General features: G+C 42.4%; 8 protein-coding genes. 1 reads left to right on the top strand and 7 read right to left on the bottom strand.

The window, feature by feature from the left end; all coding sequences use genetic code 11:
• Positions 1-47: 47 nt before the first annotated feature.
• Positions 48-1,262 carry a molybdopterin molybdotransferase MoeA gene (gene moeA, locus CWC17_RS13105; protein WP_138540759.1) on the top strand — a complete coding sequence of 405 codons (1,215 nt, stop codon included), beginning with the start codon at positions 48-50 and terminating at the stop codon, positions 1,260-1,262.
• A 71-nt stretch (positions 1,263-1,333) separates the two neighbouring features.
• Here moeA and CWC17_RS13100 read toward each other — a convergent pair whose 3' ends face one another.
• The 7 genes from CWC17_RS13100 to prpB all read right to left on the bottom strand — a co-directional run bounded on the left by CWC17_RS13100 (position 1,334) and on the right by prpB (position 13,877).
• The gene (locus tag CWC17_RS13100; RefSeq protein WP_138613301.1) at positions 1,334-3,211 is read right to left on the bottom strand and encodes a hypothetical protein; all 1,878 of its coding nucleotides are present in this window, start codon (positions 3,209-3,211) and stop codon (positions 1,334-1,336) included.
• A 9-nt stretch (positions 3,212-3,220) separates the two neighbouring features.
• The gene (locus CWC17_RS13095) at positions 3,221-4,312 is read right to left on the bottom strand and encodes a hypothetical protein (protein ID WP_138613299.1); all 1,092 of its coding nucleotides are present in this window, start codon (positions 4,310-4,312) and stop codon (positions 3,221-3,223) included.
• 64 nt (positions 4,313-4,376) lie between these two features.
• On the bottom strand, positions 4,377-7,403 hold the full coding sequence (locus tag CWC17_RS13090) for a hypothetical protein (RefSeq protein WP_138613297.1): 3,027 nt from the start codon (positions 7,401-7,403) through the stop codon (positions 4,377-4,379).
• 520 nt (positions 7,404-7,923) lie between these two features.
• Positions 7,924-9,090 (bottom strand): 2-methylaconitate cis-trans isomerase PrpF, encoded by a 1,167-nt coding sequence (gene prpF, locus CWC17_RS13085; RefSeq protein WP_138613295.1) that lies wholly within the window; start codon positions 9,088-9,090, stop codon positions 7,924-7,926.
• Between the two features lie 12 nt (positions 9,091-9,102).
• The gene (gene acnD, locus CWC17_RS13080) at positions 9,103-11,712 is read right to left on the bottom strand and encodes a Fe/S-dependent 2-methylisocitrate dehydratase AcnD (RefSeq protein WP_138613293.1); all 2,610 of its coding nucleotides are present in this window, start codon (positions 11,710-11,712) and stop codon (positions 9,103-9,105) included.
• Between the two features lie 116 nt (positions 11,713-11,828).
• A complete protein-coding gene (prpC, locus tag CWC17_RS13075; RefSeq protein ID WP_138613291.1) occupies positions 11,829-12,956 on the bottom strand; it encodes a bifunctional 2-methylcitrate synthase/citrate synthase in 1,128 nt (375 codons plus the stop codon).
• Between the two features lie 42 nt (positions 12,957-12,998).
• The gene (gene prpB, locus CWC17_RS13070) at positions 12,999-13,877 is read right to left on the bottom strand and encodes a methylisocitrate lyase (RefSeq protein ID WP_138540766.1); all 879 of its coding nucleotides are present in this window, start codon (positions 13,875-13,877) and stop codon (positions 12,999-13,001) included.
• Positions 13,878-13,967: the final 90 nt, after the last annotated feature.

Genomic DNA, 13,967 nt, shown 5'->3' with positions numbered 1-13,967 from the left:
TATAAGTATTGTTTTAAAAATCAGTCACATTATAAAAAACAATATATATGAACGATGTATGCAATGCACCTGGTTTATTACCTGTAGATACCGCAATAAGTAATATGCTCAACGCCATTAACTTTAATAAAGCCGCAGAAACCATTTCTATAATGCACAGTGTGGGCCGTGTTCTAGCACGCGATATTAAATCTGATATAAATGTGCCTGGTCACGATAATTCGGCAATGGATGGCTATGCGCTTTGCCTAAGTGAAGGCTTAACAACTTATCAACAAGTAGGCAGTGTATTTGCTGGGCAAACCTTTGAGGGCACTTTAATCCCAGGGCAATGCGTGAGAATTATGACCGGCGCAGCCCTGCCCTCTGGCGCTAATGCGGTAGTGATGCAAGAAAACGCCACTGTAAATAACAACGAAATAACATTTACAGGCAAAATTGAACTCAATGCTAACGTACGTTTTGCAGGTGAAGACATTGCAAAAAATAGTGCTGTTTTTAAAGCTGGCAGAAAACTAAAAGCAGTCGATGTAGGCTTACTTGCCTCTATTGGCATTAGCCAAGTAAGCGTATATGAAACACTTAAAGTTGCGGTGTTTTCTACCGGGGATGAACTTATAGAGCCGGGCAATGCGCTTCATGCAGGCGCTATTTATGAAAGTAATCGAGCAGTTATTTTAAGCGAGCTTAATGATAGCAATATAGAAGTGATTGATTTTGGGATAATTCCCGATGATAAAACGCTCATTAAAAACACGTTTTTAAAAGCAAATGAGCAAGCTGATGCTGTAATAAGCTCTGGTGGTGTATCCGTTGGTGAAGCCGATTTTACCAAAGAAGTATTAAATGAGATTGGCGATATCCATTTTTGGAAAATTGCCATGAAACCGGGTAAACCTTTTGCTTTTGGTAAATTACCTAACAGCTACTTTTTCGGTTTACCAGGTAACCCAGTATCAGCGGCTGTAACGCTTGAGCGACTTGTAAAACCCGCCCTTACAAAGCTTTCAGGAAATGAGCATACTGCTAAGTTAAGCTTAAAAGCGACTACAACCACACTGATTAAAAAGCGCCCAGGCCGTACCGACTTTCAACGCGGTATTGCCAGTACCGACGAAAACAATAACCTGTTGGTAACGCCTATAAATAAGCAAGGCTCGGGGGTACTCTCATCGCTTAGTCATGCAAATTGCCTTATTGTAGTGCCCGCAGAAAGTGGCAATATTGAAAAAAACGAAACCGTAGAAATAGAGCTATTATAAAAAACCTTGTCCATAAAAAAGCCCAGCACATTTACTAAATTTGCTGGGCTTAAAATTGGGTTAAGTCGCGTTTAAAACAACGACTCAAAATCACCATTAGGAAATAACACCCCAGGGATACCACGTACTGCAGTTACATCCGCAATTTTTGTATCGCCTAAGTACAAGCCACCGCTGTAGTTGCTGCCAGCTTGTTTTACGTCGAGCCAACGGCCGTTTTCACCTTTTGCAGTTAAACTAATATTGCTATTTACTTCTCTAATGCGTAAATCTAAGGCTTTTTGTTTTACGCTAATAAAGACATCGCTACTAGTAAGCTGCGATAAATCAATAACATCACCTACATACGCCAGGCTAAAATCACTCGCACCACCCAAGGGCAGCGCCAACTCAAGGCCAAACATTAAATCGTCGTTTTCCTCACCACTGAGTGGTGAAGCCTCAAGCGCGGTAATATGAAAAGGTGTTGTTTGAATATCGCTTTGAAACTGCCCTTCAAAATCAAATGAAGAAAGAGAAGTAACTTCCTGTGCAAACGCAGATACAAAACGGTTTGAATCTAATGATATCTCACCTGTTAGCTCGCCAGACTGCTTAGCAATAACAACATCAGTGATAATATTAGCTATGCCTGTTTGCGCATCAGGTAATAACTCGCTTTGCTCACTTACCCCATCAAATTCAATTAGTAATTCGCTCACATCAACATCTAAGCGAGTATCGCCGTTGATAACAGAAGCATTCATAACCCCTTCGACTTTATCGCCCAGTACACCACTTATTCTAAAAGTAGGAATAGACATATCTATACTAACTGGTAAACCGTCGTAAGTACCCGTAATTAGCCATTCGTAAGGGGATGTAGAATAGCTAATATCAAGATCGCGTAACCTGTATTGTCCTTCGCTTGCAGAAACTTCCGCAAGGGGCGAATAATTTATGAGCACTTCGTTAAGTACTTCAGCAAGCACAGTGATCGCTTTTTGGGTATCATCATCAAGTGCACTTTCTAGTTGCGCAAGTTTAGCATCTACATCCTCTGCGTAGGTTGTGTCCTGTAAGCGAATAACACCCAGTGCGTCTCTTATATTTTCGAGTAATTCGCGCGACTCGAGTGCTTGCTCAGTTTCAACCTTTTGTTGCCAATTGGTGTAGCTAGTCACGCTCGCAATAGTTTGCTTAACCTGCCCTGCTACACTTTGAATTAAACCATTACCTTGCTCACTATAAAGGTTATCTGCAATGTATTGATCAGCTAAATTACTGTAAGTTTGCCACGCACTGGTATCATCTTGCTCGGTAGTAAAATCATCAAATGCAGTGGCTAAATCAAACCCTTCAACAGACACACCAGCTACAATAGCCCCATAGGTAAATGCATCAGCCACAATTTCTGCCTCTAGTGTATTACTTAGGCTGCTGTGTGTAAGCTGATAAAAAGGACTCGCAGATAAACTTGCAAGGGTCGCGTCAACATTTGCATTCGTAATTGCGGTACTTAACGGCGAGAAAAATACTTCATTAACGCCCGGTGCAACATAAGCGCGAGCAGCATAGTTTAAATTAACGCCAGTTATCTCTTCAAAATCAATTAAACGGTTTTCATTTATATCGTTTACATCGCCGCGAAGCGTTCTGCCGCAACCGGTAAAGCGTGGGCATGGCAAAGCACTATCGTAAGGTATAAATTCAAATGTATAAAAATTAAGAGGCGATACGCTCACGCTTGCAGTATTTATGTTTTCGACTGCAACAGACTCTACTACATTGCCTTGGCCGTCTAATTGATTAAGCGTACCTTTAGCTGATTGCCATTTAGGCACATAAAAATTTACGGTAGAGGTGGATGCTACGCTTATTTCAATCGCTTCGTCACTGCTATCATTTGAAGAGCCACCACAGCCACTAAGCGCTAGAGCAACTGACAAAGGTAAAAGTTTTTTTAACATCTTCATTCCTTAAAACTTAATGTTCATGTACCAATTTACATTCGCATAATAAGCTTTATCTAAATCTAAGCTGTCGGTTTGTAAATTAAGACCAAAGTACTCGTTTTCGATACCAACTAAAAACGCTTCACTTTTTGTTTCATAGCCAGCTTGTACCTTCCAATGATCCCAAAAATGAATACGCCCTTTTAACTGACTAAAGGTATCTTTATCGTACTGTTTTACTGTAAAAGCAGTTGAGTAGCGGTTATTTATTCTGTAATCGGCAAAAGCCGTAATACGCATTTCCATATCGAGTGTATGTGACTGGGTATTCCCAAAAGCTGAAGTTTGAAGAGATACAGTAGGTGTAGAGGTAACATTACCACTCTCATCTTCGCTGAAAGGAATTTCGGTCGTTTGCCCTTTTACTGAGCCAGTATCATCAAAGTCAGTTTTATAAAGTAAGTCTTTTACACTTAGGCCTACTTTTAAATCATCATTTATTTGCCAATCGGCAAAAATATCTAAACTATAACCTAGGCCTTCAGGGTTTTCAGAAGGGGTAAACTTTTTGAATAAAATATCTTTCGAAAAATTATAATCAGCAGTAATACTGCCTTCAACATCATCACTAAACACTCGCCCATCTACAGAAGCATCTTGAAAATGTGTACTGGCAAAAACAGACACTTTTGGCGTAATAGTAAGCGCGTTTTTATCTAAAAATTTAAAATCGTATGATACAAATACCCCATTAGAGGTCACTTGCTTTGCATTTAACTGATATGTGTAAAATCGTTCTTCAAAGGGTAAGTCGTTTTTTTCTAAATAAGTATAAAGTGCAGTGTCTGGGTCAAAATTAAGTACATAATCATAACGGCTCTGCAGGCCCACTTTAAAATTATTATAGCCCACACCAATTTCAAAAATATTATAAGTAAATGCACTATCGCCAGATTTAATAGGCTCGTCAAAGTCATCTACAAATGCCTGTACTGGCTGTGCCTCAGTGTAGATTTCGGCGTCAAAGTGAGTAAATATTTGAAATTGATTATTTGCAGAAGCTAGAGGTGAAAGTAGAGCAGTTGAAAATCCTAACAAGAGAATTTTTTTTTTCATAATTTAATCGCTTTCTATAAAAAAAGGGAAAAGCGCACCGCTTTTCCCTTTTATAGTTTAAGTATTAGTTAGATGAGTCAATTAAAGTCACATCTGTGTACTCAATTACTTCATCATCAATGTAAGTAATCGAAACACCGTTTGTTACTTTAGTTGCGGTACCAAAGGTCATCATCATGCCATTGTACATCGCTTTAACATCACCCATGTAACCAGCTGATTCGGTACCCGACATAGACAGCGTGTAACCCATAGCTGCGTCACCGTTAACTTTAATTTCAAGCATGGTCATATCTTCATCACCACTGCTATCCACTTCAGACATTACGCTAAAGTCTAAGTCACCAGACATACCCATAGCTTCTAGCATTACAGAATCAGTTTCATCCATGCCGCTTAAGTTTAGGTTACCCATAAAGCCTGAGTCACCGTCCATAATTTCAATACGGTTCCACGCTTGCGCCATAGTAAGCTCTGCGTCATCAACGGTATCTGCATTTACAGCACCGTCAAAAGTAAATACTAAACACGAATCAATTTGTGTTGAATCGGTAATAGTACCATCAGCAAATGCTTGACACTCTTCTAGTGCATCCGAGTCTACATCGCCTGTAACAAGCTCAATAGTTGCATCGCTTTGTGTATTTAGCATGCCACCCCAAGCAACAACAAGTTGATCATCTTGGTACGCTGCCGAAGCGGTAATTTCACTACCGGTCGCTGAGTTTGTAAGCATTAGCGTCAAGTTGTCTAGGCTGTAGTCGTATGCCCATTCAGGATGAGTTGTTGAAGTACCTTCACCAGAGTTCCCCATATCAGCAAGTTCTTCAAACACATCAAATAACACTTCGGCTGTGTCGTATAGAGCATCGCCACCCGTGCTAGTTAATACCGTCATTGTAGAAAGTGACATTGACGTTTCTTTAACTGATGCTGTCGCCACTGCAAGGTCTGCTTCTGCTTGTAAGCTAAGCGCTGTTACAAGTTGCTCGTTTGCAAGTTCAGCCTGAGTTTGTGCAGCTTCGGCCATCATTTCTGCGCTTTCAACTAAATCAGCGGCTTCAGCCATATCAGCTTCAGTTACTGCTACAGCTTCATATTCAGTTGCAGCTTCTAAGGCTTGCTCAATCGCAAGCTCAAGCGCATCGACAGCAGCAGAAAAATCAGAAGCAGCAGTAACCGCAGCATCAACTAAAGCAACCGTTGCTTGTGCATCGTCACCCGAGTCAACAGCAGCTTGTGCAGCAGCAAGCGCACTTGTTGATGCAGCTTCTGCAGTATTAGCAGCTGTTTTCTTTTCACCTGCAACATCGGCTGTGTTCATAGCAACTTCTTTAGCAGCTGCTACTTCAATCTCGTACTCAGTAATAGCGGCTTGTGCATCAGCTACTAATTGCGCAATTGCTGCATCGTAATCGCTTAGGTTTTCTACCTCTACTAAGGCTGCGTCTTGTAAATCAGTTGAAGTATCAAGTACACCTTGATAGTCAGAGCTTTGCTCTACAAGTAAAGAAGCTGTGCTAACATAGCCCTGTGATTTAACATATAAAATATCAGCCATATTTGATAAGTCAGCAGCTTCTGCTTCGTTTTCAAGCGCTGCAACAGCAGCAACAAATTCAATTGCAGAGTCTGCATCGGTAATTGCAGCACCACCTAATGCTTGAACATCAACAAGCATTTCTTCAGCAGCATCTACCGAAGCTTGAAGTTCTGTAAGCTCAGTAGAAGATGCATCAAGTTGAGCATTTAGAGCAACTGCTAAATCAGCATAAAAGTCATCGCCCGCTACACACTCATCGCCTGTACAACCAAGTTCTTCTAACACTGTTTGAACAGCCGTTGCAATTTCAGCCAGCTCTGCATCACTTGCAGCGCCGTTTTTAACTGCATTGTCTTTTGCTTCTTTAGCTTTAGTAGCAATGCCTGCTGAGTTTTCAGCAAATGCAGCTATCTCTGCCGCCGAAGGTGCTGGGACTTTAGCCGCATAAGCCGCTTCAAGGGCTGTTTTAATTGCTGCTTCATCACCTGTTGCAATTGCTACAAACACACTCGCCGTACTAGAAACAGCTGTTTGTAAAGTTGCTGCAACGTCGGTTGTGCTTAAAGTACCTGCTTTAATACCCTCTTTAATGCTAGTCATTACTTCGCTAATTGAAGATAAGCCTTGAATAGACGACGACAGCTGAGCAATTGCTAATACACCTTGTGAAAGTGCTTCTTCACCGTCTACATCACTTAAATCAACAGCGCCGCCGTTAGATACATCACCTAACAGTGCAGATAATAATACTGCTGCATCAGGACCCATTACCTGAATAACCGTATTTAAACTTGTTGATGCAATTGCACCTGCGTCAACGTCAGCTTCAGCTTCAAGTAGTGCTTGAGCAACCAACGTAGTTAAAAAGGTTACATTGGCTTTAAACGAACGAGCAACATTTGCATCGCCTGCTTCACCACTTGTATCAGACGAATCAGCGTCCGCTGCAGCAATATATTTAATAACCGAAAGCTCTAGATCAGCTTTATACCATTCACCAAATTCAATGTTAGTGTCGCCATCGTTTACATCGCCTGCTTCTGGCGCTTCATCGTAAGTTCCACAGCCAACATATGCATCACAACGTAAATAACTGTCGTCACCCTCTTCAGCAGTTGCAACTGTAATATACACAGGGCCTGTAAAGTCATCTTCAAGGTAAATGCTGTAACTACCATTATCACCAGTTACTAGCGCATCGGGGTTGCCCGCTATTTTGCTTGCTTCTACTGCTGCATCAGCCGCATCTTGAGACGTTGCTTCGCCGGTAAATGTTTCAGCTTCTGCTGAAGCCTCTAATCTAAATGCAACCGGAACACTTTGACCTGTTTCGTCGAGTGTCATTACGCTAACAACGGCACCTTTCATTGCACCTTTAACAGCTTTACCTGTTATTTCTACGTTAAATTGAGCGTCATCAGATGATGTAACCGATTCAACTGGAGGAACATAAGTGTTTCTGTCGTTGTCTGAACCACAACCCGCCAAACCTAGTGTAAGTGCAACAGATGCTGCAATCGGGGTAATTTTAGTCATACGCTGTGCCATTTATTTCTCCTTGATAGCCTGCAATGAGTATCAGAAAATTATTTTATTAAATATACGTGCGAAAGTTTACAAAACAACATAAACAGACACACAATAACAACCTTTGTTACTTATAAATTAAAGTAACATTAAGTAACGAGTTTTTGCTACATTTTTATACGTTTTGAGTACAAGTTTTTATCTAATTTTAAACGACGCTTCTTCATAGGCTTTACTATATTTTCAATGACATATGTTAAAACCATTAAGAAGCATCGCTCTGGCGTACCATATATCCACAATATTAAGTGAATATTACATTTAATTTAGTTTGTTAATAATATTCTTCAAGTAATTGCGACAGATACGCTAAAAAAAACGCCCGCTAAAGCTAATATAATGAAAAAGAATGAGGTTGGGTGGTGTTTTGAAATGAAATATATAAACAGAATGTTTATTTAGCTTTATATTAAAACTAAACGCTAAAAAGTCATTAACGCGCAGTATGCACCGTTAATGACTCAATAAAACGTTGGAAATACTATTGAGGTGCTCTCACTACGCCCTCCATCAGCACGCGCGCACTGCGGCTCATGCTCGCTTTTGTTACTTGCCAATCGCCGTCTATCTGTTGAGCTTCGGCTCCTACTTTTAATGTACCAGAGGGGTGCCCAAAGTTAATTTCGTTCAATGAGCCGCCACCTGAGGCCACATTAACAAGCGTGCCTTCAATAGCTGCAGCTGAGCCAATAGCCACTGCGGCTGTGCCCATCATAGCGTGATGCAGCTTGCCCATAGACATAGCACGTACTAATAAATCAATTGTTTTAGCTTCAATAAATTTACCACTGGACGCGTTATAGTCTAATGGCGCTGCCACAAAAGCGACTTTAGGTGTATGCTGTCGTGTTTGAGCTTCGCTAATATTGCTGATCAGGCCCATTTTTACCGCACCATGGGCACGTATTGTTTCAAGCTTTTTAAGTGCGTCGATATCATTATTTATGTCATCTTGCAGCTCAGTGCCGCTGTAGCCAATATCGTTTGCGTTAATAAACACAGTAGGAATACCCGCGTTGATCATGGTCGCTTTTAAAGTGCCAATACCTGGTACTTCTAAGTTATCCACTACATTGCCTGTTGGAAATAACGCCCCTTCACCATCGGCGGGGTTTAAAAACTCAAGCTTTACCTCGGCAGCGGCGAAGGTTACGCCATCAAGTTCAAAATCCCCAGTTTCTTGCACTTCGCCATTAGTAATAGGTACGTGAACCAAAATGCTTTTTTTAATATTAGCTTGCCATACACGTACTATAGCTACACCGTTATCGGGTACTCTGCTTTTATCAACTAAGCCATTCGTTATTGCAAACGCACCCACTGCGCTGGTTAAATTACCGCAATTACCACTCCAATCTATAAACGGCTTATCTATCGCCACTTGGCCAAATAAATAATCCACATCGTGATCGGTTTGCTCGCTTTTACTTAAAATAACCGTTTTACTAGTACTTGATGTAGCACCACCCATACCATCAGTTTGTTTGCCATATGGGTCGGGGCTACCAATTATGCGTAACAATAAATTATCGCGCGCCTCACCTGCCACTTGGGCGGGCTTTGGTAAATCGGTTAATTTAAAAAATACACCTTTACTCGTGCCGCCGCGCATATAAGTTGCCGGTACTTTTATTTGTGGTTTAAACATAATGCACACTCCTTATGCTGATTGGGTTGCTTCTAAAAAGTCTTGTGCAAAACGTTGTAATACACCACCAGCAGCATAAATAGAAAGCTCTTCTTGGGTATCAAGTCGGCACTTCATAGGTACTGTTAGTACCTCACCGTTTTTACGCGTAATCACCAAATCAATGGTAGCGCCAGGTGTAGGCTCGCCTTTTACATCAAAGCTTTCGCTGCCATCAATGTTAAGTGTTTTGCGGGTAGTGCCGGGTTTAAATTCAAGCGGCAATACACCCATACCTATTAAGTTTGTGCGGTGAATACGCTCAAAGCCCTCTGCGGCTATCACTTCAACGCCTGCAAGCCTTACCCCTTTTGCAGCCCAGTCGCGAGACGAGCCTTGGCCGTAATCTGCGCCCGCTACAATTATAAGCGGCTGTTTACGTTGCATGTAAGTTTCGATTGCTTCCCACATACGAGTATGAGTACCTTGAGGCTCTATACGTGCGTATGAACCTTGTTTAACTTCGCCGTTTTCATCACGTACCATTTCGTTAAGTAATTTAGGGTTAGCAAACGTGGCACGCTGCGCTGTTAAATGATCGCCTCGGTGCGTTGCGTACGAGTTAAAATCCTCTTCAGGAACATTCATTTTAGCTAAGTATTCACCCGCAGCACTGCTTGCCATTATGGCGTTTGAAGGCGATAAATGATCCGTTGTAATATTATCGCCAAGTACAGCAAGGGCGCGCATGCCAGTCATAGTGCGCTCACCGGCAAGGGCGCCTTCCCAATATGGCGGGCGGCGAATATACGTACTTTGCTCGCGCCAGTTATAAAGGGGATTGTTCTCTTCACCGTAATCTACGGTTAGGTCAAACATGGGCTCGTACACTTTTTTAAATTGCTCAGGCTTAACGCTTTGCTTTATTACCTCGTCTATTTCTTCATCGCTTGGCCATAAATCTTTAAGGGTTATTTCGTTGCCGTTTTGATCGTGCCCTAAACTATCTTTTTCAATATCAAAACGAATAGTACCGGCAATAGCATACGCCACCACTAATGGCGGTGAGGCTAAAAACGCTTGCTTAGCATATGGGTGAATACGCCCATCAAAGTTACGATTGCCCGAAAGTACCGCTGTTGCGTATAAATCGCGATCAATTACTTCTTGTTGAATTACAGGGTCAAGTGCGCCGCTCATACCGTTACAAGTAGTACAAGCAAAACCCACAATACCAAAGCCAAGCTTTTCAAGTTCAGGGAGTAAATTTGCCTCTTCAAGGTATGATTGCACCGCTTTAGAACCTGGCGCTAATGACGTTTTAACCCAGGATTTGCGCATTAAACCTTTGGCATTTGCGTTACGCGCAAGTAGGCCTGCAGCAATTACATTGCGCGGATTACTGGTGTTAGTACAACTTGTAATAGCCGCGATAATACATGCGCCATCTGGCATTAAGCCTTCCTCGTTTTCAACCGTGCCAGATATACCTTCTTTGGCTAAATCGCTGGTGGATACTCGGCGGTGCGGATTTGAAGGCCCGGCAATGTTGCGCCCTACATTTGATAAATCAAATTTAAGCACGCGCTCATATTTTGCGGTTTTTAAACTTTCGTTCCAAAGGCCAGCTGTTTTAGCGTAGTTTTCTACCAGCGCTATTTGCTCCTCATCACGCCCTGTTAAACGTAAATAGTCTATTGTTTTATCATCTATGTAAAACATGGCCGCAGTGGCACCAAATTCTGGCGTCATGTTTGAAATAGTTGCTCTGTCGCCTAGGGTTAGTGCATCTGCACCTTCGCCGTAAAATTCTAAATAGGTCGATACCACGCGCTGCTCGCGTAAAAACTCGGTAATAGCCAATACTATATCTGTAGCAGTAATACCTGGTTGGCGAGTGCCTGTTAGCTCAACACCAACTATGTCAGGCAAGCGCATGTATGAGGCACGGCCAAGCATTACGCTTTCGGCTTCAAGCCCGCCTACACCTACAGCAATTACGCCAAGTGCATCCACATGCGGGGTGTGGCTGTCGGTACCCACTAAGGTATCTGGAAACGCAATACCATCGCGGTTTTGAATAACCGGCGACATTTTTTCAAGGTTAATTTGATGCATAATGCCGTTACCAGGCGGAATAACATCAATATTTTTAAAAGCGGTTTTAGTCCAGTTTATAAAATGAAAACGGTCATCGTTACGGCGATCTTCTATGGCACGGTTTTTTTCAAATGCGTCTGGGTCAAAACCTGCGTGCTCTACCGCTAAAGAGTGGTCAACAATAAGCTGTGTAGGTACCACCGGATTCACTTTTGCCGGATCCCCACCTTTTGCAGCAATGGCGTCGCGCAGGCCTGCTAAATCAACCAAGGCGGTTTGGCCTAAAATATCGTGGCATACTACACGCGCCGGATACCACGGAAAGTCTAAATCTTGTTTACGCTCAATAAGCTGAGTAAGCGCATCGGTTAGCATATCTGGCTCACAGCGGCGCACTAAGTTTTCGGCCAGTACGCGTGAGGTATAAGGCAAAGTGGCATATGCACCTGGCTTTATTGCATCAACGGCTTCTTGCGTATCGTAGTAATCTACATTTGAGCCGGGTAAGGGTTTTCGGTATTGGGTGTTATTAATTATGGTCATAATACAGGTTCGCTAATAAGTGACGGGAAATAAAAGGCAAAAGGTGAGCGTATTGCTCACCCTATACCAATCCGCTTAATTAAGTATTATTACGGATTGGTATTATGTGTAACTAATCAGCCTCTTGATTCAATTGGCGTGTAACTGCGTGCCTCTGGCCCTGTGTAATCTGCACTTGGGCGAATAATACGGTTATTAGCGCGCTGCTCTTTAACATGTGCCGTCCAGCCTGTAACACGGCTCATCACAAATATTGGCGTAAATAACTTAGTGGGGATACCCATAAAGTGATACGCCGATGCATGGAAAAAATCAGCATTACAAAACAGTTTTTTCTCGCGCCACATAACCTCTTCACACCTAACCGACACAGGGTAAAGCACATCATCGCCCACCTCTTTAGCTAGTTTTTCAGAGAACTTTTTAATAATAACGTTACGTGGGTCAGACTCGCGGTAAATAGCGTGGCCAAAGCCCATAATTTTATCTTTACGCTCTAGCATACCCATAATTTCTTGCTCGGCATGATCAGCACTTGTAAAACCTTGAATCATATCCATAGCCGCTTCGTTTGCACCACCATGCAGTGGCCCGCGCAGTGTGCCTATTGCACCGGTTACACAAGAATGAATATCAGACAAAGTAGATGCACATACGCGCCCCGTAAACGTAGAGGCGTTAAACTCATGCTCTGCGTATAAAATTAGCGACACATTCATTACTTGTGCAAATAACTCACTCGGTGCTTTGTCGTGCAATAAAGTTAAAAAGTGCGCGCCTACTGAGTCGTCATCGGTTTGTGTATCAATGCGTACACCATCGTGAGTAAAGCGGTACCAATAACAAATAATACTTGGGAAGAGCGCAACCATACGGTCAATCGCATCATTTGCTTGGCTAAAATCAAGTTCCATTTCTAGGTTACCCAGCATAGAGCAACCGGTACGCATAACATCCATTGGGTGCGCGTCTTTAGGAATATTTTCAAGCACGGTTTTTAGTGCACCTGGCAGGCCACGTAGGCTTTTTAATTTAGCTTTATAGTCAGCTAATTCATTGGCTGTAGGTAGCTCGCCACGAGAAAGTAAAAACGACACCTCCTCAAACTGCGCTTTTTCGGCAAGTTCGCTAATATCGTAACCACAATACGTTAAACCCGAGCCTGTTTGCCCTACTGTGCATAATGCTGTTTGCCCTGCTACTTGGCCGCGTAAGCCTGCACCGCCTAATGCTTTATCTACCATGATCTTCTCCTATCTTAAATTTGTGTGTGATTTTAATAATTGTTATTTGTCAGATTTTGATGAAAAAAGGTTATCAAGTGTGTTTTCGTATGTGTGGTAATCTAAAAAGTCGTATAGCTCAGCGCGTGTTTGCATGTTTTCAATTTGGCTTTGCTGCGAGCCCTCATTTAAAATGGCAGAGTACACATTAAGTGCGGCTTTATTCATGGCTCTAAACGCACTAAGTGGGTAAAGCACCATTTCAACCCCTACCTCGCTTAACTGCTCTTTGGTGTAAATAGGTGTTTGGCCAAACTCTGTAATGTTAGCCAAAATAGGCACGTTTAACGCCTCCGAAAACGCTTGGTAATCGGCAAGGTCATGCACGGCTTCTGCAAAAATAGCGTCTGCGCCTGCTTCTACACAGGCAGCGGCACGGTCAATCGCTGCATTTAAGCCTTCTTTTTGAAATGCATCAGTGCGGGCCATTATGTAAAAGTCGCTATCGGTTTTAGCATCAACGGCCGCTTTAATGCGGTCAACCATTTCACCTTGGCTTACAATTTCTTTATTAGGGCGGTGTCCACAACGCTTTTGCGCTACTTGGTCTTCAATATGAAAACCAGCCGCACCAGCTTTAGTCATTTCTTTAACGGTACGCGCAATATTAAACGCGCCGCCCCACCCGGTATCGGCATCTACAAGTAGTGGTAAGTCGCTGGCACCGGTTATACGGCGAATATCTTCAAGCACGTTATCTAGGCTGGTCATGCCTAAATCGGGCATACCGTAAGAGGCATTTGCCACACCGGCACCTGAGAGGTAAATAGCTTGGTGGCCCATTTTTTCAGCCATCATGGCTGTGTAAGCATTAATAGTACCTACAACTTGTAATGGGCGATTATTAGCAATAGCCTGTTTAAATTTTAATCCTGCTGACATTACTTTCTCCTCACTTTGAACGGTTGCTACATGGAGTAACTTAGTGTTTTAATTTTAAATTGTGACTGTTTTTTAGCTTTTAGCTTTTAG

It is taken from the genome of Pseudoalteromonas sp. S3785 (genome assembly GCF_005887365.1).
Taxonomy (GTDB): Bacteria; Pseudomonadota; Gammaproteobacteria; order Enterobacterales; family Alteromonadaceae; genus Pseudoalteromonas.
Note: the sequence above shows the minus strand (reverse complement) of the source record. Positions and strands in the feature narration are given on the sequence as shown.